This window comes from Paraburkholderia azotifigens, assembly GCF_007995085.1.
Classification (GTDB): domain Bacteria; phylum Pseudomonadota; class Gammaproteobacteria; order Burkholderiales; family Burkholderiaceae; genus Paraburkholderia; species Paraburkholderia azotifigens.
In genome coordinates this window covers 681,273-700,476 of record NZ_VOQS01000003.1, presented here as the reverse complement: position 1 = coordinate 700,476, position 19,204 = coordinate 681,273, and the positions used below count along the sequence as shown (strand labels likewise).

The 19,204-nt window shown below is 61.0% G+C and carries 14 protein-coding genes; 11 read left to right on the top strand and 3 right to left on the bottom strand.

Translation table 11 applies throughout. The annotated features are described in order from the left end of the window. The first annotated feature begins 847 nt into the window (after positions 1 to 847). The 6 genes from FRZ40_RS20370 (at position 848) to FRZ40_RS20345 (ending at position 9,494) form a co-directional block, all read left to right on the top strand. Positions 848 to 3,172, top strand: coding sequence for a polysaccharide biosynthesis tyrosine autokinase (locus FRZ40_RS20370; protein WP_231516063.1), 2,325 nt, complete (start codon positions 848 to 850; stop codon positions 3,170 to 3,172). Positions 3,173 to 3,233: 61 nt separating this feature from the next. Next, entirely contained in the window at positions 3,234 to 4,349 is a 1,116-nt protein-coding gene (locus tag FRZ40_RS20365; protein WP_028366048.1) for a glycosyltransferase family 4 protein, read from the top strand. Positions 4,350 to 4,368: 19 nt separating this feature from the next. After that, positions 4,369 to 5,814 carry a hypothetical protein gene (locus FRZ40_RS20360; RefSeq protein ID WP_147235380.1) on the top strand — a complete coding sequence of 482 codons (1,446 nt, stop codon included), beginning with the start codon at positions 4,369 to 4,371 and terminating at the stop codon, positions 5,812 to 5,814. Positions 5,815 to 5,881: 67 nt separating this feature from the next. Further along, entirely contained in the window at positions 5,882 to 6,892 is a 1,011-nt protein-coding gene (locus FRZ40_RS20355; protein WP_028366046.1) for a glycosyltransferase family 2 protein, read from the top strand. A gap of 33 nt (positions 6,893 to 6,925) precedes the next feature. Then, positions 6,926 to 8,242 carry a lipopolysaccharide biosynthesis protein gene (locus FRZ40_RS20350; protein WP_147235379.1) on the top strand — a complete coding sequence of 439 codons (1,317 nt, stop codon included), beginning with the start codon at positions 6,926 to 6,928 and terminating at the stop codon, positions 8,240 to 8,242. A gap of 49 nt (positions 8,243 to 8,291) precedes the next feature. After that, positions 8,292 to 9,494 carry a glycosyltransferase family 4 protein gene (locus FRZ40_RS20345; RefSeq protein ID WP_028366044.1) on the top strand — a complete coding sequence of 401 codons (1,203 nt, stop codon included), beginning with the start codon at positions 8,292 to 8,294 and terminating at the stop codon, positions 9,492 to 9,494. Positions 9,495 to 9,508: 14 nt separating this feature from the next. Here the strand turns inward: FRZ40_RS20345 and FRZ40_RS20340 are convergent, their stop codons facing one another. Further along, positions 9,509 to 10,138 carry a phosphatase PAP2 family protein gene (locus tag FRZ40_RS20340; protein ID WP_147235378.1) on the bottom strand — a complete coding sequence of 210 codons (630 nt, stop codon included), beginning with the start codon at positions 10,136 to 10,138 and terminating at the stop codon, positions 9,509 to 9,511. Between the two features lie 25 nt (positions 10,139 to 10,163). Next, positions 10,164 to 11,468: an O-antigen ligase family protein gene (locus FRZ40_RS20335; protein WP_028366042.1), complete on the bottom strand. Its 1,305-nt coding sequence runs from the start codon at positions 11,466 to 11,468 to the stop codon at positions 10,164 to 10,166. 730 nt (positions 11,469 to 12,198) lie between these two features. Here FRZ40_RS20335 and FRZ40_RS20330 point away from each other — a divergent pair. From FRZ40_RS20330 to FRZ40_RS20310, 5 genes are all read left to right on the top strand, one after another. After that, positions 12,199 to 13,716 (top strand): mannose-1-phosphate guanylyltransferase/mannose-6-phosphate isomerase, encoded by a 1,518-nt coding sequence (locus FRZ40_RS20330; RefSeq protein WP_147235377.1) that lies wholly within the window; start codon positions 12,199 to 12,201, stop codon positions 13,714 to 13,716. A 41-nt stretch (positions 13,717 to 13,757) separates the two neighbouring features. Continuing rightward, a complete protein-coding gene (locus tag FRZ40_RS20325; RefSeq protein ID WP_028366040.1) occupies positions 13,758 to 15,134 on the top strand; it encodes an undecaprenyl-phosphate glucose phosphotransferase in 1,377 nt (458 codons plus the stop codon). A gap of 38 nt (positions 15,135 to 15,172) precedes the next feature. After that, a complete protein-coding gene (locus tag FRZ40_RS20320) occupies positions 15,173 to 15,616 on the top strand; it encodes a hypothetical protein (protein WP_338048157.1) in 444 nt (147 codons plus the stop codon). 111 nt (positions 15,617 to 15,727) lie between these two features. After that, positions 15,728 to 16,891, top strand: coding sequence for a hypothetical protein (locus tag FRZ40_RS20315; protein WP_193567016.1), 1,164 nt, complete (start codon positions 15,728 to 15,730; stop codon positions 16,889 to 16,891). A gap of 465 nt (positions 16,892 to 17,356) precedes the next feature. Then, positions 17,357 to 17,638 carry a hypothetical protein gene (locus FRZ40_RS20310; RefSeq protein WP_028366037.1) on the top strand — a complete coding sequence of 94 codons (282 nt, stop codon included), beginning with the start codon at positions 17,357 to 17,359 and terminating at the stop codon, positions 17,636 to 17,638. Here the strand turns inward: FRZ40_RS20310 and FRZ40_RS20305 are convergent. Next, positions 17,623 to 19,188: a CHASE2 domain-containing protein gene (locus tag FRZ40_RS20305; RefSeq protein ID WP_147235376.1), complete on the bottom strand. Its 1,566-nt coding sequence runs from the start codon at positions 19,186 to 19,188 to the stop codon at positions 17,623 to 17,625. The two genes, FRZ40_RS20310 and FRZ40_RS20305, sit on opposite strands and share 16 nt — an antisense overlap. Between the last annotated feature and the right edge of the window lie 16 nt (positions 19,189 to 19,204).

Here is a 19,204-nt window from a genome sequence, read left to right as displayed (position 1 = left end):
GGCGAAATCGTTCGGGTATGGGAAATTTTTACTGTGAAGCCTTAATTAAGCTGTTGGTGTTTTTGCTGATCGCGGAAAGATTTTCTGGGAGAAAATGTCCGATTTTGTTGAGTCAAAATCGAGTCACATCCCCGTTGGGGCTTGTTATATAAGGGTCGCAGAGGAGTCAGGGTTTTCACGGCCAAAAAAGCGCACTCGTGTACTGTCACTACCGTTGTGTTACCCCATTCGCCGCGCTGCGTATCACTCTGTTACACGAATTTCAGATCGCAACAACTCTTTCTCTGTCTGTCGGTGGATGTAACGTGTTCCACGATATCGGCCATTAGTACCCGAATTTAAGCCGGGTTTGTACTAATTCGAATTCTGCACGTCTATGCTTCATCGCAACATCAATGGAAAGGCGATTTACCGGATCAGAAGCCAATTCTTGAAATTTGCTGAAGCTCTCTCCACGCGAATTGCTCACGTCGCGAACGCGCATGACATGCGACTTCCAGCAGCGAAGTCGGAAGATTTAGGAACGTGTCTTGCACCTTCGATCAGGTCTCCGCACTAGCGTAGATACGGCGGGCTCTTCGCAATCGCCAGTGACGAAAAAAGGATAGCGCATGAGTGAATACGCAAAGCATCTTGCTCTTCTCGTCCTGACGTTCTGAAACGGCCTTTTAGCAACCCCGGCTTTGTGACGCCCTGCGGTTGCTGCTGTCAGCCGTCCCTGTAACTCATCATCGGCCCCGAGCACGGCTGATCGAGCTTCTGTTGCGTTCCGTCCGGCGGCTTCAGGTCGCCGTCTGGTCGTGGACTGACATGCTTCTCAGCCCGCTCGACAACCGGTTATCAAAGGATGATTCCCGTGGATTATTTCCCCTCGAACTCGCTTCCTGTAGCCCCCGAAGTTGAGCGCGGGCAACTCACCGGTCGGGAGATGCTCAACCTGATGCGGGACCACATCTGGGAGATCGTCGCGGCCACGGTCGTGGTGTTTCTGCTTGCGGTCGCGTATCAGCTCATCGCAACGCCGATCTATTCGGCCGACGTGCTCGTGCGCGTCGATCCGCCCGAAGCCAACGCGCTCGGTCTCGCGCTTCAGAACCAGGAGCAGTTGCCGCCGCCAGCGCCATCGCCGAGCACGGAGATGGGCGTCATGCGCAGCCGCGCGGTGCTCGATCCCGTTATCGACAAGTACCGCTTCGACGTCTCCGTGAAGCCGCGCCGCATTCCGATCCTCGGCGATATCGCGGACAAGTTCGCGACGCCGGGTGAGCCGAATGGCGCATGGCTCGGCCTCAAGTCGTTTGCGTGGGGCGGCGAGGTGGTGAAGTTCGGCTATCTCAACGTTCCGCAGAATCTCGAGGAAGAGAAGCTGAGTCTCGTGGCGCTCGATAACGGCGGGTACGAACTGCTTGGCCCGTCCGGCGAATTTCTCGTCAAGGGCACGGTGGGCAAGCCCGCCGAGGGCAACGGCATTTCGGTGCTGATCAATCAGCTTGCGGCGCGTCCGGATACCCGCTTCGAAGTGATTCGCTGGAACCAGGTGGATGCGACCAAGCGCTTCCTGGATGTCGTGAAGATCACCGACAAGGTCAAGGACTCCGGCCTCATCCAGATCGAGTACGCGGACAAGAGCCCATCCAAGGCCGCCGACGTGGCGAATGCGCTCGGCCAGCAATATCTCGCGTCCGCCGTGGCCGGCCGCCAGTTGAACGACACGCAGACGCTGACCTTCATCAAGGGCGAATTGCCGCGGCTGCTTGCAGATTTGCGCAAGTCGGAAGAAGCACTCAAGACCTTCCGCGCGAAATCCAATTCGATGCAACCGACGGCAGAAGCGCAGTCGTACTTGCAGGGCGGTCTCGATCTCGACAAGCAGATCGCGAGTCTCGAACTGCAACGTACGCAATTGCTCGACAAGTACGCGCCGGGTAGCCGCTGGATCCAGAGCATCGACGCGCAGCTCGCGCAACTCAAGCAGACCAAGGCGCAGTTCGACGGCCGCTTCCAGGGTATGCCTGCTTCCGAGCGTGAGAGCGTCGATCTGATTCGCGCGCAGAAGGTCGCGGAAACGGTCTACATGGGCATGGTGCAGAAGGCCGAACAGTTGACCGTGCGTCGCGCGAGCACGACGGGTGGCGCGCACATTCTCGACTCCGCCGTGCGGCCGCATCGCCCCGTCAAGCCCGATCCGCTGATCGTGCTGCCGGCCGGCTTCGCGCTGGGTCTCGTGTCGGGCGTGTTCCTCGTGTTCATGCGTCGCCATGTGCTGGTCGGCGTGACCGATCCGCGTTATGTGGAGCGGCGCCTGAGCGTGCCTGTCGTGGGCGAGGTGCTGTTCAGTCATCAGCAGTCGCTGCTCGACCGCAGCTTGCCGGCGTCGGCGCGCAAGCCCCTGCCGGGTACAACCGTGCAGCGCGGCGCAGATGGAGGCGAGTCGGCTTCCGACGAGAAGATCGATCCGTCGTTCGGCTACTCGGGCAACAAGATTCTTGCCGAGCGGTTCCCGCATGACTCGTCCGTCGAGGCGCTGCGTGCCGTTCGCACGGCGATGGCGCGCGACCTCGCCCACACGCGCAACAACATCGTGATGGTGACGGGTCCGACGACATCGGCGGGCAAGAGCTTCGTCGCGGCGAATCTCGCGACGCTGCATGCGGAAGCGGGCGCGCGTGTCGCGCTGGTCGACGCCGACATGCGTCGCGGACACCTTGCCGCGTTCTTCAGTCAGAGCAATCGCGGCGGCCTCTCCGAAGTGCTCGCCGAACGCATGCCGCTGCGCGACGCACTGCGCAATGTCGGGATCGAAGGCGTGACCTTCATGTCCTGTGGCACGCGCCCCGAGAACCCGGCCGCATTGCTGACGCGGCCTCGCTTCCGCGAAGTGCTGCAGCGACTGAGCAATCACTTCGACATGGTGATCGTCGATACGCCGCCGTTCCTTGCGGTGACGGACGCTTCGATCATCGCGAACGAAGCGGGTGCATCGCTGCTGGTGCTGCGCTCGGGCATGCAGTCTGAAGAAGAGATTGCCGACACGGTCAAGAAGATCGAACGTGCGGGCGGGCGCGTCGCGGGCGCTGTGTTCAACGGCATTCCGTTGCGCCGCAGCACGAAGAATTACGGCTACGCGACGAACTACGCGAGCGATTTCGGGGACGTCGAGACAACCGCCTGACAGTGCGATGTCACTTACGCAAGCACAGCAATCGGCATAACTTCGTGAGGCGGAGAATCAGATGGCATTCGCGATCAACGGCAAGTTCACTTCGCAGCCTGTTACAGGCGTTCAACGAGTCGCTTATGAACTCACACGGGCAATGCAAATGCGCGAATCCCCGGGCAGCGATCTGGAGATCTTCGTGCCGCAAAACGTCAGAGAACCCGGCGCGTCGCTCAAACGGCAGCGGCGCTTTCCGTGGCTGCGCGGCACGCTGTGGGAGCAGATCACGCTGCCGATCGCAGCGAGAGGACGCACGCTCGTCAATCTGTGCAACACGAATCCTGTTCTCAAGCGCCGGCAGGTGGTGATGGTTCACGACATGGCCGTGTACGACGTGCCGCACGGCTTTTCGAAGAAGTTTCTGCTGTGGTACCGGCTGTGCTTTTCGATCCTGCCGCACATGAAGCCGCTCGTGTTGACCGTGTCCGCGTTTTCGAAGCGGCGCATCAGCCATCACCTGAAGATCGACGAGTCGCGCATTGCCGTCATTCAGCCTGGCGCGGACCATCTCGATCGCGTCGTGCCCGAGCCTGGCGTGCTCGACCGTCTGCAACTCAAGGACGACACGTATTGCGTGATCGTGGGCAGTCTCGATCCGCGCAAGAACCTGCAGCGCGTGCTCGAAGCGATCTCAGGCCTAAGCCATTTGCGCGACGTGAGATTTGTGATCGTCGGCGGAAGGAACCAGCGGATCTTCGCTAATGAAGGATTAGAGGCGATGTCGCGTTCGAAGCAGGTCATCTGGGCCGGCTTCGTCACCGATGGCGAATTGAAGGCGCTCTATCAGCATGCGGGATGCCTGGTTTTTCCGTCGCTATATGAAGGCTTCGGATTGCCGCCGCTCGAAGCGATGTACTGCGGATGCCCCGTGATCGCTTCGTCGCGCACGTCCATACCCGAAGCATGCGGCGACGCCGCAATGTACTGCGATGCGATGTCGGTGGCGGATATGACGGAAAAGATCTCGCTGATGATGACGCACGGCGCGATTCGCCAGCAGTACCGGGCGAAAGGCATGGCGCATGCGCGGGAGTATCGCTGGGATCGCTCGGCGAAGCGGCTGCTCGATGTGCTGTATGGCAAGGAGAGCGAATCCGTGCCGGAGATGCCGGCGCGAGTGTCGGCGAGCTGAGCGGCGAGCGGGGCAGCCTATGGATCGAATGACCTACCAGCCTTCCAGACGACGCGTGCTGGCGACGCTCGCGGCGCTCGCGTGCGCGGGCGTGCCGCCCTTTCGCGCGCAGGCTGCCAACGCGGCGTCGGGCGCGGCGGGCAACCGCGCGCCACGCAGGATGACCGATCTGATCGGAACCAATGGCTGGCCCAGCTCGGCTGCCGACATCGCGATGTGGAAGAAGATGGGCATCAGCTGGGGTCGCGGCTCTGTCGGCCCTGGCCAGCCGGATGCGTCGACGCAGCCGATGCGTGTCGACAGAACGGGCAACGCCTACGACAGCGATTTGCCGTCCGTTATCTTGCGCAATAACCAGAACGGCATCCGTTCGTTGCTCTTTCTGGGCTATACGCCGAAGTGGAATGCGAGTGTTGCGGGCGATACGAAATCGGCGCCCAACGATGTGTCGGCGTGGGAAAAGTACGTGGATGCCGTGGTTCGCAAGTACTCGGCGCCGCCGTATGGCGTGCGCCACTTCCAGATATGGAATGAAGCGGCAGGGCGCCTGTCGGGAGGCTTGCCGCAAGCGACGTTCTGGCACGGCCCGAAATTCGACAGGGACGAGCATCGCGCGCGTCCTTACGAGCAGGCGATGCAGGATTACGTCGAACGCATTCACATTCCGGCTGCACGCATTGTTCGCCGCTACGGCGGCTATGTCGTGTATGGCGGATGGCCCGATCAGGGCGGGCTCGACAACCTCGACAAGTGGCTCGATTACCGAAGCCCGCGCCTGAACGCGCGCATGGCCGACTGGGTCGACTACCTCGATACGCACTACCTGCCCGTGCACGATCTCGACGGGCTGTATGAGCGGTATGTCAAACAGGGCCCCGCGCGCGGCGTGTGGCAAACGGAAATCGGCGACAGGTACATGATCGACGAGCACTACCTGCCGCGCTATTTCTTCGAGCTCGCGGTCTGGGCACTTGCGCGCAACTGGGACGACCCCGACAAGTATGTGTCGATGGTCTATCACTGGGACGGCTACGAGCCCTTTCGACTGACCCATCGCGGCCCGCCTGCGCGCACTTACAACGTGTCCGGCCAAAGCCTGATCGTGCTGAATCAGATAGCGCCCGGTGCGCTGGCGCCCTTGCCGCAACCGCTGCGCTTCGGTCCGGAGGTGGCGGGATCGGGCTTGCTGTCCGATCAGGACATGGTCATCCAGGTGAGCGCGCCGTCGGGCTGGCGCACCGTGCAGACGACGGGCATCGCGCCGCCGTCGGGCGGCGCGCAGGTGCTCTTCGTCGATGCATTGACGGGCACGGCCGCACCGAAGGAAGACGCCACGCTGGACTGGAATAACGACGGCATGAGCATTCGCTTTCGTGTGCCGGATAACGTCAATGGCGCCGACAGGAAGACGCCGGGACACCTTGCGTATCTCGTCGTGCGCGCCGGTCAGGGGAAGTCAGCTTGAGGGAGACGCGTTCTTTTTGCAGCGAGATTCAATTGCCGACTGATCCTTTTTATCGCTACGAGGCTGTATGAAACAGATTGCCATCGTCATTTGCAACTACAACTATGAACGCTTTCTTGCCGAGGCGATCGATTCTGCGCTGGCGCAGGACTATCCCGGTACGCGGGTGATCGTGATCGACGACGGATCGACTGACGGCTCGCGAGCCATCATCGGGCAGTACGGTTCGCGCGTGAAGGCGGTGTTCAAGGAAAACGGCGGACAGGTGTCCGCCTACAACCTTGGCGTCGAGATTGCCGATACGGAGTACGTGATTTTCCTCGACTCGGACGACGTGCTGTATCCGGGCGCCGTGTCCGAAGTGATGCGCAAATTCGAAGAGGGCGATCTGGCCAAGGTGCAGTTCCGTCTCGACGTGATCGACGAAGCGGGCAAGCAGACGGGCGCTCACGTGCCGCACACCGAGCCGCCCGTCGACTGCGGCCGCTTGCTGAGAGACGGCTGGCTTTATCCGTCGCCGCCTGCGTCGGGGAATGCCTATAGCGTACGTGCGTTGAAGGCGGTGTTTCCCGTGCCTGAAGGCGGCATCAATCGCTATGGGGCCGATTTCTATGCGATCTATGGCGCTGCGCTCGTGGGCCCCGTCGCCACGTTGACGCTCTCTCTCGGCGCCTATCGCGTGCATCACACGGCGACGCCGAGCGTGTCGTTCGCGAACTCCGAGCAGATCAAGAAAGCGCCGAAGGCATTCAAGGAACGATGGGTCACCTTGCGCGAGATTGCCAAAGAACGTCTCGATCTCGAACTGCCGCCCGCTTTTCATGATTTCGCACATGAAAAGGCGTACTTCGGTTCGAGTCTTTACCACGCGTCGCTGAGCGCGCGCTGGCGCTGGATGCTGCACGATTCGCGCGCCTATCTGCACACGATCGTCGCGAATCCGTTCTGGGGCCTTAAAAAGAAAGCGGGCACACTGTTTCTGTCGTGTCTGTGTCTGCTGCCCTATTCGCCGCTTTCCGATTTCGTGGTTCGCTACATCACCAACCCGCTTGCGCGCCGTAGCACGGCCGGGCAATAGCCATGCAGCGTCGCGGATACAGGAGGGGCGGGTATGGACGGTAAGAAGAGCGCTAGCGTCATAGCATTCGTTTACGGCGGCTATCTGATGAGGTACGTGTATCTCATCATCGTCGTGCCGTTTTATGGACGCGTGCTGGGCGTCGCCGAATACGGGCGTGTGCTCGCGGCGATGTCGCTCATGAACGTCATCTGGATGCTGGCGAGCTACGGCTTCACGTTCGTCGGCATGCGCGAGATTTCGAAGGCGCAGAACAATAGCGAATGCAACGCCATCTACTCGTTGCACGTCAGCGCGCGCCTTGCGCTGTGCGTGCTGGGCGGCTGCATCGGCATCATTGCGACGTACTGTTCGCCGACGCTGTCGGAGCGGCCTCTGATCGGTTTTCTCGCGACGGCGCTCGGGGTCGTGTCGGCATTGAACCTGGGCTGGCTCTATCAGGGACGCCACCATTTCCGCACGCCGATCATGATCGAGGTGTTCGGCTTCGCCGTGAGTCTCGCACTCGTGCTGTGCCTGGTAAGAGGGCCGGCCGACTCCGTGTGGGTCGTCGCGAGCCTGTTGACGGCGGGGGTGCTTTCGCTTGCCATTTCCTATGGGCTGGCGACGTATCAGCTCGGACGGCCGCATCTTTCGTTCGAGGGCATTACGGACCTCGTGAAAGGCTCGACCCTGCTCTTTTGTTATTCGTCGGGTTCCGTCGTACTCACGGCTTCGTCGACGTATCTGCTGACGCTGCTGTCCACGCCCGCTCAGGTCGGCTACTTCGGCGCCGCAGAGCGTTTTGCGACGATCGGCTTGAGCCTGATGGGGCCCGCATCGCAGGTCTTCATCCCGACCATTTCGCGTCAATTGGCCCAAGGCGACAAGGCGGGTGCGCAAGTTACCACGCGGCGCGGCGCGACGCTGTTGCTGGGATATGGATTGCTGGTTTTCTGCGGCGCGTTGACGCTTGCGCCGTTCGTGCTGCCGCTGATTCTCGGCGAAGCCTTTACGCCTAGCGGCCACGTATTGCAGTGCTTTGCATGGATGTTCCCGTTTGCAGCCTTCAATGAATTCGCGGCGTTCTATGTCTTCGTGCCGCGCAAAAAAGACCGCCTGCTTGCTATTGCGGGCGCCGCGTCCGGTGTCACGAATCTTGTGGCGGCATTGTGGCTTGCGCCGCGATACGGCGCGGAAGGCATGGCGTTCGCTCGTGTGATCGGCGAGCTGTCGCTGTCCATGATGCTGTTGACCATCATGGTCCGGCTGGAACTGATCACGCTGGTGCCCGGTGCAGGGCGCGCCATCGCAATGGCGCGCGTCGCGTGGGGCGCGCGAGGCGGAGCGGGCGCAGGCAAGGAAGATTGATCGAATGAAAAATGCTACAGACGGATTGAACGAGAACAGGGAGGTCGCGATGAAAGTTGCCATTGTTCACGACTGGCTGGTGGTATCGGGCGGCGCCGAGAAAGTGCTGCAGAACATAATCGAATGCTTCCCGAACGCAGACCTGTTTTCGCTGGTCGACTTCATGGAAGACCGGGCCTGCATCAAAGGCAAACCGGTACAGACTTCGTTTATTCAGCGGCTGCCCTTTGCGCGCAAGCGCTATCGGGCCTATTTGCCCCTGATGCCGCTTGCGATCGAGCAGCTCGATCTTTCCGCTTACGATCTCGTCATTTCGAGTTCGCACGCGGTCGCCAAGGGCGTGCTGACGGGCCCCAACCAGATGCACGTGAGCTACGTGCATTCGCCCATCCGCTATGCGTGGGATTTGCAGCATCAGTACCTGCGAGAGTCGCATCTGACTGCGGGCGTGAAGTCCGCGATGGCACGCGTGCTGCTGCATTACATTCGCGGCTGGGATTCACGCTCGGCGAATGGCGTCGATCATCTTCTCGCCAATTCGAAGTTCATTGCGCGGCGAATCAAGAAGGCTTATCAACGCGATGCGACGGTGATCTATCCGCCCGTCGATCTGAGCCATATGCCGATGCGCGAGAAGAAGGACGATTTCTACGTGACGGCTTCGCGCATGGTGCCGTACAAGCGTATCGACCTGATCGTGAAGGCCTTTTCGAAGACGCCGGAACGTAGACTGGTCGTGATCGGCGACGGTCCGGACATGAAGAAGGTCAAGGCGGCTGCAGGCGACAACGTGACGATCCTCGGTCACCAGCCGTTCGACGTGCTGGTCGACCATCTGCAGCGTGCACGTGCTTTTGTGTTTGCGGCTGAAGAGGATTTCGGCATTTCGGTCGTCGAGGCGCAGGCGTGCGGAACGCCCGTCGTCGCATTCGGCAGAGGCGGGGCGCTCGAATCGGTACTCGGATTGCCGCGCGAACGGCCGACGGGTGTCTTCTTCAAGGAGCAAACGACGGAATCGCTGCTCGAGGCAGTGGAGCGCTTCGAGAAGTACTCGGGCCTCTTTGATGCACGTCAGTGCCGCCGGAATGCAGAGCGTTTCTCGTCGGAGAAGTTCAAGACGGCGTTGATGTCGTTTATCGATGCGCGGATGCCGGACAGTTTCGTCGATCCGACGCTTCCGTATCCTGTCGAAGAAGAAGTGCCCGTCAAGTCAGTCAGGGATGAAGAACGCGAGCGGCATCTGCTCGTTTGATGCCCCTTCGCATATCAGCTGTGAACTCTCGAACGCACGCGTGAAAGCGCGCAGACGAGGCTGGGCGTGTTCTCCTTGAGCGCCGCGGAGTTCTCCTCGATGAGATCCTGAAACGGCGCCGTGTGCCCATACGCCAGAGTCGACACCGCCAGCAGGGCGAATGTCGACCACACGGGCCGAACCGGCTTGTACTCGACCTGCAGCGCCGTGCGCAGAAACACGGTAGCCGCGATCATACCGATCACCCAACCCACCAGAACTTCCGCGACCGAGTGCGAATGGCCGTGCACGCGCGAAGCGCCTGTGAGCGCGCCTAGCAGCAGACCGGCAGCGATGCCCGGAAACGCCGGCAGCCGCCACCATTTCAATTGCAGCGCGAGCGCGACGGCCCACACGGCGGTTGAGAGCATCGTGTGACCGCTGATCACGCGGAAGTGCGCCAGCGGCAATGAAATGTCCCACGCGTAATACACGATCTTGCTTGCGCCCACGGGCAGCATCCCGAGGCTCAACGTCAAAGCCCAGCGTAACGCGAGGCGCAAGTCGGTCTTCGCAATCCAGATAGCGCAGACGATCGCGACGGGCAGCGTGACGGCCGCATCGCCGACATTGGAATAGACAGTCCAGGGATCGATTTTCCACATAGGCGACGTTGTTTGTTCAGTTCAGTTAAGAGCCGGGCACGCTGCGTCCCGTCGCGGCGGGATAAGGCTGTGCACGCTCGCGATACGGTGGCGCCTGCGGATGCAGCACGCGTGGGTCGCGTACGGGCTTCATCACGCGCACAGGGCGCGACGCCAGCAGCAGCGAGATCACGAGAGAGAGGACGAGCACGTTCGACGGCGCAACGAGCCGGTGTTCCGTTGCCGCCATGACGAGCAGACACACGGCAGAGAGCTCGACGAACCGGTAGGCAGCGAAGTTCTGCCCGTGTTCGACGAGTGCGCTGCGCGCGGCGCCGTTCTGACTCCACTTGACGAGTTTCCAGTAAAAGCTCAGCACCAGCGTAAGCCCGACCACGCCCGTTTCGGCGAGGAAGTTCAGATAGGAGTTGTGCGCGTGCGAGTCGCTATGTTCGATGACGACGTCCGAGGGCACCGCAAGCAGGCCGAAATAAGACGTGACGTTGCGGATCGTATCGTCGAATGAGCCGAATCCCATTCCGACAATCGGGCTCTGCCGGAAGTACGCCAGCGCTCTCGGCCACAGCCACTCGTAGCGTATGTCGAGATTCGCGACCTTGGCGTCCGCGTTCTGGATGCTGAACGTATAGCCCATGTAGTCGACGAAAGGACGCGTGTGATACATCGCCATGGCAAGCGACGCCACCACGAGACACGACATCAGCGACGCGAGAATCAGGCGCTTGCGGCCGAAGTACAGATAAGGGAGCACCGCAAAAGCGCCCAGCAGCGAGCCGCGGCTGTAGGTCGAAAAGAGCATCAGCCCATTGAGCGCGATCAGCGCAAGCATGATCCTGCTGCGCTTTTGCAGATAGCACGCGACGCCGAGACAGAACAGCATCGCGAGGAAGCCGCCTGCCGCGTTACGCGCGATGAAGAAGCTGCCGAAGCTGTCGTCGGGGTGCTTGAAAATGCTGAGCAAGCCGTTCTGCGCGAGATAAAGCATGTACGGCGGAATATTGATCAGAACCGCGAACACGAAGAATGCGCGCAGCAGTTTGTTCATATCCCAGCGATGCACATACACGCAGCCTGCAAAGATCGGCGCATAGGCAATGAAGAAATTGCCATCGCGCCGGTAAAACTCGAATTCAGTCAGCGAATGCGGATTGTAGAGAAGCGTTGACGCCAGTATGAATAGCGTGAGCGCGGTCAGCGGACCCATGAACGACGGGTAGCTTCTTCCGAAAAAGCGCCATGCGCAGAATACGATCGGCAAAAATCCCACTGCGCTAACAGGTATCAGGTTGGTAACCGTCAGGAACAGCGCCAATACCGATATATAAGCCATTTCGACTCTCGTGAAGAATGGTTGTGCACATCCACTGGTGGAAGCGGCGCATGTCAATGATGGATACGCATGGATCCGACAATACGCGCGGCGAGTCATCGAGTGTTCGATTGACCGGCCAGAACAGGGTTGTGACCTGCTGTGACGTGCGGTGTTCCCATATCTGGGAGAGTGAGTCTGCAAGGCGCCGGTACAGCCGGGATGAGCCACTTGCAGTCTGCTTCGATGAGAAGAAGCGAACACCTTCTAGTCGCAACGTATCACGAAAACCCCTGTAATTCCAAGCGTAAATCGATTTTAAAAAAAGATAGATTCGCCAGATCATAGGTCTTATCCGAAATGCTCAGCGTGACAAGCCATAACATCAACCGTTCGCGCCAGAGATGCTGTAGCGCAGCGTAACGTGTCTATGATCTATCTCAGGTCGAGTCGAATAAGGTCGCACTGAGCCGTTTAAAACCGCGTGGTCTAAACCTCTGCACCGGATTTCGACCTTTCAATTCATCTGCAATGGTTGCGCGAGCACGACGCGTACCGGATGCACTCAGACGCATACGAGTCGTCCGCCATTCGCGGCCTGTGCGGTCCGCAGTCAACACAATCCCGCGTCGATAGCCAGAACATCCACGCGGGAGATGTGCAGACCAAAAACACGATGGTTGGATCCTATGAGCTTCGTCCAGACAGTTACGGACGATGAGGATCAGACTTCAATACCAGGGAGATTGAAGTGGACAAACGAACCACTCAAGCCAATCAACAGAACGCTGCTGTCGCGGCGGGCGAAACGGCGATCGATTCACAACGGCTGGTGCAGGTCATTCTCGCTGGCGGGTCGGGTACGCGACTCTGGCCGGTGTCGCGTGAGCAATATCCGAAACAGCTGATCGATGTCGTCGGCGATCAATCGCTGCTGCAAGCCACGATGAAGCGTATGGATGGCTTCACGAAAACATGGGACGTGGCAGCAGAGCCCGTGATCGTGTGCGGCGTCGAGCATTTCTTCGTGACGTCCGAGCAGGCGCACGATTGCGGCGTGAAGGCGCGCGTGGTCGTAGAGCCCGCGCGGCGCGATACGGCGCCCGCATTGACGCTCGCCGCGCTGGCCGCATGCAGCGACGGCGACGATCCCATTCTCGTCGCGATGCCTGCCGATCATGCCATCGCAGACTTGCCCGCCTTGCATCAGGCGATCGAACTCGCGGCAGTTCATGCGCAGGCGGGCGAGATCGCCACGCTCGGCGTTCCTCCGACGCGAGCCGACACCGGCTTCGGCTATATCCGCCTCGGCGCGCAGTTGTCCGACGGCGCGCATCGCATCGATCGCTTCGTCGAAAAACCCGCGGCCGAGCTGGCAGCGCAATACGTCGCGTCGGGCGGCTACTGGTGGAATAGCGGCATGTTCGTCATGCGTGCATCGGTGTGGCTCGCGGCGTTGAAAGTTTTTCAGCCGGACATGTACGCCGCTTGTGTGCAGGCGTTCGAGAACGCAAAGCGCGACGACGGCCACATCGCGCCGGCAGCCGATGCTTTCGCACAGTCGCCTTCCGATTCGATCGACTATGCGGTGATGGAGCAGCTCGGCAAAGCCGACTCGCCCTTCACGGGAGTTGTCGTGCCGCTCGAAGCCGGCTGGTCCGATCTCGGCTCGTGGGATGCCGTGTGGGAGGCCATGGAGAAGGACGAATTCGGCAACGTGGCGAACGGCCGCGTGCTGATGGAAGGCGCGACTACCACCTACGCGCGTTCGCAGGGCGGCAGGCTCGTCGCATGCGTGGGTACCAGTGATCTCGTCGTTGTCGAAACGGATGACGCCGTGCTCGTGGCGGACCGCTCGCATGTGCAGGATGTGAAGGGACTCGTGTCGCGGATCCGGCAGACCAATTCCCCTGAAGCCGACAATCACCGGAAAGTGCGGCGCCCGTGGGGCTTTTACGATTCCATCGATCATGGCGAGCGCTTCCAGGTCAAGCGGATCGTCGTGAATCCGGGTGGACGGCTTTCACTGCAGATGCATCACCATCGCGCGGAGCATTGGGTCGTCGTGTGCGGCACGGCGCTCGTAACGCGCGGCGATGAACAGTTCTTGCTGACAGAGAATCAGTCGACCTACATCCCGATCGGCGTGCAGCACCGTCTCGAGAACCCCGGCCATGTTCCGCTGCAAATCATTGAGGTTCAATCGGGCGTGTATCTGGGTGAAGACGACATCGTCCGGTTCGATGATCAGTATGGCCGCTGCAACTGAGCGGCTGTTGTGAACATGTATGTAGTGAAAGAGGGGTTGTGATGCGTGCATTGACAGGTCTGCTAGCGAGGCTATTCGACGTCGCGCTGATCGTATCGGGTGCGCTCGTAGCGTCGCAAATCCGTTTCGACGACGTTTCCCAGCGCGGTTTTTACCTGGCGTTTGTCGCATTTGCCGCGGCATTCTCACTCGCGATATTTCCCGCCCTCGGCGTGTATCAATCGTGGCGCGGCCGTTCCAAACGGTTGCTCACGGGACAGGTGGCATTGGGCTGGCTGATCGTGCAGGGCTGCGCGATGGCCCTGATGTTTTCGCTGCACCGGATCGACTTCGTGTCGCGTCTGTGGTTCGTCTACTGGACGGCGCTCTCCGGCAGCGGGCTCATCGTGAGCCGCCTCGTGATCCATAGTCTGATCGGGCGGATTCGCCATGCAGGCATCGATTTGCAGCCTGTCGCCATTGCAGCGTGTGGAGACCATTGCAACGACATCATTCATAAGATGGAAGGCGCCGCTGAATCCGGTTTCCGGCCATGGGCGGTCTACAATCTCGCGCCCGATTCGAAAGCGACGTCGCGCGTGCCGATCTTCACCGAGCACAAGGCATTCGCCAAATACGTGCGCGACCAGAATATCGGCGAGGTCTGGCTTGCGCTGCCATTGACGGAAGAACGCGCGATCCTGAAGCTCGTCGACGAGTTCCGCAACGACCTGATCAACATCCGCTTCATGCCTGACGTGCGTGCGCTCGCACTGTTCGAAGGCAGCGTGACGAGTGTGCTCGATCAGCCGACCATCAACCTCGCGGCTTCGCCGCTGCCGCCGAACGCGATGGTCAAGAAGGATCTGTTCGACCGGCTGTTCGCACTGGCCGCGCTGATCGCGATTTCGCCCATTCTGCTGGGCTGTGCGATCGCAGTGAAACTGAGTTCCAGAGGACCCGTGTTCTTCAGGCAGCAGCGCAAGGGCGCGGATGGCCGTGTTTTCACGATCTACAAGTTCCGCACGATGCGTCTGCATGTGCAGAAGGCAGGCGTGCTCGAGCAGGCCAAACGCAACGACCCGCGTATTACACGCGTGGGCGCCTTCCTGCGCCGCACGAGTCTCGACGAGCTGCCGCAGTTCTTCAACGTGCTGTGCGGCGATATGTCGGTGGTCGGACCGCGTCCGCATGCGCTGGAGCACGACGATCTCTATCAGCACGTCGTGTCGGGCTATATCCATCGTTACCGGATCAAACCAGGTATTACCGGCTGGGCGCAGATCAATGGATATCGCGGCGAAACGGACCGGCTCGAAAAGATGGAAGGACGGGTCGAGCACGATCTCTACTACCTGCGCAACTGGTCCTTTGCGCTGGACGTGAGGATTATCCTCGCGACCATTTTCAAGGGCATTTCTCATCAGAACGCGTATTGAGCGCGTATTGAGAATAGAGAAACGCGGGTGCGCCAGACATGACTCATGCAATCAGGTTGGACAAGTCTTCGATTCGCGCGCAGCGCGACGAGGGGCACATGTCGCAAAGCAAAGATCGAGCAGCCGTTCATCAGGAGCGCGCCCTGAGCGAGGAGCTTTGGTGCGTTCATATCGAAGGGCTGGACGACTTCGTTGCAACTATTTCGCGGGAAGCGGCCGAGCGCGAGGCTTCCGCAATCAACGCTCATCTGGACAGTTTGAAAGACAAAAGGGAAGAGCGGGCGCCGACGCGCATGGTGAGAGCGTCGGCGGCCGTGTGGCCCTATACGGCCGAGGGACATGCGCGTTCGCTGGAAACAGATTGGGAGGATCTCCAGCGCATGCCGCATCGTCAGGTTAAACAGAATCCCGATGGAGGCACGTTGTCGTTCGTGTTGCGATGGATGAAGGCGCTCGTCAGAAGCGTCAGCCGCAAAGGCTAAAACGCGTGCTGAACGCGGGTCGTCCCGCGAAAGCATTCACGCGCATTCGCCCGGTATCGGAGCCGGGCATCGGTGCGGGGTGTCGCCCAATTCAATCACGCGGAGTTCGATATGTCGTACGGCATCGTTTCACGGATCGTCACGGTTGGCGCCATTCTGATGTTGGCGAGTTGCGGCGGAGGCGGCGGCGGGTCGGGTTCGTCGCCCGGCTCGCCGAGTGCGAACAACAGCCAGCCGGCGCTTGCGAACGCAACGGCGCTCGCCGACGGCAGCAAGGTCGGCGACGACTATTGGTCCGCGGGCTCGACGCAATCGGGTGGAACGGGCCAGCCCGTCAGCGGCCTGAATTGCGGCACGCGCGGCAACATCTACACCTATTCCCATCTGGCGATCTATCTGAACGGCAAGGCTCTGGCGCTGCCGACGAACATCGGCACAGTCGGTCCGACGATGGCCGCGCAAACGGGGTGCGCGTATCCAGTACACACGGATGACGAGTCGGGCAAGATCCGCATGGATGCGTCCACGGGGGCGTCGTATACGCTCGGGCAGTTCTTCGCGATCTGGGGGCAGCCGCTCACGTCGTCGAACGTCGCCGGCCTGACGGGCATGCCCATTACCATCTACGTGAACAACGGCGGCCAGCTGTCGAAGTACACGGGCGATCCTGCGAGTCTCGTGTTGCCTCCGCACGGCGAAGTGTCGATCGAGATCGGCTCGCCGCTCGGTCAGATTCCCACTTTCACATGGACCGATCCGCCTTCCTTCGATCCGAACCAGACGGTTCTCACGTTCGGCGGCGTGGTCGGCACCGCGCATTGGGCGGACGGCAACACGTCGACGGGCGGCACGGGCAGCGACGTCGACGGGCTCGTCTGCGCGTCGGGCATGAGCGAGGTGTATCACGTGCACGCGCATCTGGCCATCATCAACAACGGGCAATGGCTTGCGTTGCCGAAGAACGTCGGCATTCTCTCGCAGTGCAACTACGAGATGCACACGCACGACCAGACGGGCATCATCCACATCGAAACGCCGAGCGTGAAGAACTTCACGCTGGGACAGTTCTTCGACATCTGGGGCCAGACGCTGTCGAGAACCAACGTGGCGGGCGTCACGGGGACGGTGGTCGCGTACATCAATGACAACGGCGATGTGCGCCGCTACGAGGGCGAATTGCGCGATATCCCTCTGACCTCGCACCGCGACGTCACGTTGCAGATCGGCACGCCTGTGAGCACGCTCGCGACCTACAACTGGTACGAGCCGCAATAACGCTGACATGTTTTGCAGCAGACGACTGAAACAGGCCGCGAGTGCCGCGCGCAATGCGCGGTACTCGCGGCCTGATGTTTTGTTGGTCAACGACGGACAGCTGCTGCTGATCCGTTGGCCAACGGCCGACATGCCGCCGTGCGAAAGAATGATCAGACCGATGGCGGCGAGCGGGCTTTTCTCTTTGTTTTCAAACGCCTTGCAGCTCGGGTGCGGCTAACCGCACTCGACTGGCATACGCCGTGCATTAATAGCCGCGGGCGCAACGACGACCGGTCCGCATGTTTGCCCCGGCGTCGGCAGCATCGATCAGAGTTCGAAAGAGTTCGCGAAAGTGTTGTCCGTTTGAGCCTTTTGTCAGCGTGCCGCACGCCGGCCGCGCACATCGTCCCATCAACGCCGAAACATTGACGCGCAGCGTGAGCGCAACGCGTCAAGGCGTTATTTTTTTTAATCGGAGTCCTTATGAAATCGAAGATCATCGTTGCTGTGTTCGTCGCAAGCGCTGCGTCGCTGGCTGCTCCTGTTTTTGCAAGCGGTTATGGTCCTGCGCCGTACTATTCGCCGGAAGTCGGCGCGCCCGCTTCGCAAGCGGGTCAAACCGCGCAAACGCTGGCTGCCGAAGCAGCGCAGGCAAAAGCCGCTGAAGCAAGCCGCGCGAGCGTCGGCGGCGACGAAGCCATGAGCACGCAGTCAGGCCGCCGTGCATCGGTCGGCAGCCGCGATCAGGTCTATCGCGGAAGCTGATCCGCGCCGTCGCGAGGCGCCGCTGGCTGGCGCTTCGCGATCGCTGTTGTGGTCGGCTCAGGCTGGCGAACGGGTTGATCCGGCGGCGTTGTTTCGGGCGGGTGTTTTTTCGTCGGACGCGAGCGCAGCGCATCGCGCAGCGTTTGTGCGGTGTCCAGCAAGGCCGTCGAGAAGAAGCAGCCCGTGACGGCCGACAGGATGATGAAGATCGACGCCGCATCGACGAGCAAGCCGAAGAACTTGAACAGCAGCAGGCAGGCCGCGAGCAGCAGCAGATTGAGCACGACGCCGAGCATGGCCGTCGCCTTCGGCACGGCACGCACGAGCGCCGCGAGTCGCGAATCGGTATGCGGGATATACCAGATGATCAGAAGCCCGAATCCGAGCACGAATAAGGTCTCCGCCCATTTCACCCACACCGGCCGCCGCAGGAAGCGTCCTTCGAAGATCGTCTCGATGATCTGAGCCTGGATTTCGATGCCCGGCACCAGTTCGCCCAATGCGGTCGTGCGCATATCGGTGAGGCCCGTGCCCGTCAGCCCGACCAGCACGAGCTTGTTGTGAAAGCGCGCGGGATCGATCTGTCCTTGCAGGACGTCGCGAGCCGACACATAGCGATGCTGCGTCGACCGCATGGACGCGAAATGCAGCCAGATGTCGCCGTCGGGCTGCGTGGGCACCTGCACATCGGCGACGCCGACCGACTGCATGCCCGCCGCGTCGGCATACACGTCGATGGCAGCCGATCGCGTGACGACCCGCAGCATTTCGATCGGCATGCACGGCACCAGCTTGTCGCCGAGACCCAGCACCAGCGGAATGCGCCGCACCGTGCCCTGTTCGAGCGCCACGTTCAGCAACGCCTGGCCGTGCGCCGCCGCCTGCAATTCAGGCAGGCTCGCGAGCACGTAGCCATAGCGCTTCACCATGTTGATGGGATCGGCGCCATGCACGAGGATGGGCGCGCTGCGCAGATCGGTGCTGGTATCGAGTGCGGCGTGATCGACGGCGGCTGCGCCGAGTACGGAGGGCGCGGCGCGCAATGCGTCGGCGAGGATGGTCTCGTGGCTCGGCAGCGCACGCAAACCGGCGGCGAGCGCGGCGGCGGACGCGGGCAGGTTGTCGGCGACCTTGTCGGGCGAAGTCTGATCGGCCTCCGGCATGTAGACGTCGAGGCCGATAGCGAGCGGCTGCTGCGCCGCGATCGCATCGACGAGATTTGCCAGCTTGTTGCGAGGCCACGGCCATTGACCCACGGCGGCCAGCGTCTTGTCGTCGATTGCTACGATGATCACGGGCTGCGAAGCCGGCACGCGTGGAAAGCGCCGCTGGTAGTGATCGAAAAGCAGCTGCCGCGCCGAGTTGAACGAATCCGGCATGACGTCGTCGAGCTTGTCGAACACCCGTGGACGCGGGATGCCGCCGGGCCATTCGCTGGACAGGTTGAGCAGGCTCAGTCCGAACAGCACGGCCAGTGCGACCGGGCGGCCTTGTCCCGCCTTTAGCAGCTTACGGAAAAACGTCACCCATGCAGCGCTCAAGCGTTTCATCGGATCAACGGCACGT

What these genes read in the sequence shown, in the direction of transcription:
- FRZ40_RS20350 (WP_147235379.1), top strand. Translation starts at nt 6,926, where the DNA reads ATGGACGGTAAGAAGAGCGCTAGCGTCATAGCATTCGTTTACGGCGGC.
- FRZ40_RS20320 (WP_338048157.1), top strand. Translation starts at nt 15,173, where the DNA reads ATGACTCATGCAATCAGGTTGGACAAGTCTTCGATTCGCGCGCAGCGC.
- FRZ40_RS20345 (WP_028366044.1), top strand. Translation starts at nt 8,292, where the DNA reads ATGAAAGTTGCCATTGTTCACGACTGGCTGGTGGTATCGGGCGGCGCC.
- FRZ40_RS20340 (WP_147235378.1), bottom strand. Translation starts at nt 10,138, where the DNA reads ATGTGGAAAATCGATCCCTGGACTGTCTATTCCAATGTCGGCGATGCG.
- FRZ40_RS20365 (WP_028366048.1), top strand. Translation starts at nt 3,234, where the DNA reads ATGGCATTCGCGATCAACGGCAAGTTCACTTCGCAGCCTGTTACAGGC.
- FRZ40_RS20315 (WP_193567016.1), top strand. Translation starts at nt 15,728, where the DNA reads ATGTCGTACGGCATCGTTTCACGGATCGTCACGGTTGGCGCCATTCTG.
- FRZ40_RS20305 (WP_147235376.1), bottom strand. Translation starts at nt 19,188, where the DNA reads ATGAAACGCTTGAGCGCTGCATGGGTGACGTTTTTCCGTAAGCTGCTA.
- FRZ40_RS20370 (WP_231516063.1), top strand. Translation starts at nt 848, where the DNA reads ATGATTCCCGTGGATTATTTCCCCTCGAACTCGCTTCCTGTAGCCCCC.
- FRZ40_RS20325 (WP_028366040.1), top strand. Translation starts at nt 13,758, where the DNA reads ATGCGTGCATTGACAGGTCTGCTAGCGAGGCTATTCGACGTCGCGCTG.
- FRZ40_RS20360 (WP_147235380.1), top strand. Translation starts at nt 4,369, where the DNA reads ATGGATCGAATGACCTACCAGCCTTCCAGACGACGCGTGCTGGCGACG.
- FRZ40_RS20335 (WP_028366042.1), bottom strand. Translation starts at nt 11,468, where the DNA reads ATGGCTTATATATCGGTATTGGCGCTGTTCCTGACGGTTACCAACCTG.
- FRZ40_RS20355 (WP_028366046.1), top strand. Translation starts at nt 5,882, where the DNA reads ATGAAACAGATTGCCATCGTCATTTGCAACTACAACTATGAACGCTTT.
- FRZ40_RS20310 (WP_028366037.1), top strand. Translation starts at nt 17,357, where the DNA reads ATGAAATCGAAGATCATCGTTGCTGTGTTCGTCGCAAGCGCTGCGTCG.